Annotated in this window: 1 protein-coding gene; it reads right to left on the bottom strand. The window is 52.6% G+C overall.

The genetic code is table 11. The annotated features are described in order from the left end of the window. Window positions 1-559: RHS repeat domain-containing protein (locus CWB98_RS23325; RefSeq protein ID WP_283241226.1), on the bottom strand; the 559-nt coding region annotated here is incomplete at both ends.

The raw sequence follows: 559 nt of genomic DNA, 5'->3' as shown, positions 1-559 counted from the left end.
GATCAATCCGGCTAAGCGGGTTGTTTAGTACATAGCTGTACGCATTGTAACTCTGGATGTTACTCGGCGCCTGCACCACAGGATCCGCCTGCATAAAGCGTCCGGTGTCTGCATCGTAAATCCGACCATTCATATGAATGATGCGGTTGTCTCCGTCCAGTGACACCGGCTCGTGACCTGTGTAGCCGCGCAGGTTGGCTTCTATGTGTCTGAACGCGCTCAGTGTCAGGTGCAGTGCAACCCGCTGGTTAATCCGCTCCTCGCTGGTAAAGGCCAGTGTGCGTTTTTTGCCAAACGGATCGTATTTATACCTGGCCAGCAGTTTGTAGTTGCTGTCTGTGACCGCGACGATTGACCCCTGGTGATCGGTAAACAGCCACTGTAGCTTGGCAGCCCGCGTTGAGTAGTACTGCTGTACCGCATCATTTCCTATGTAGCGCTTGATGAAGGTGTCGGAGCCTTCATTTTGCTTGCTCAGCTCCAGTGCGCCCACATAATAAACGGTCTGTTTACCATCGGTACGCTTATAACGACGGTTGTTGGCGTCATACGCAAAGGT

It is taken from the genome of Pseudoalteromonas rubra (assembly GCF_005887115.1).
GTDB lineage: Bacteria > Pseudomonadota > Gammaproteobacteria > Enterobacterales > Alteromonadaceae > Pseudoalteromonas > Pseudoalteromonas rubra_F.
Note: the sequence above shows the minus strand (reverse complement) of the source record. Positions and strands in the feature narration are given on the sequence as shown.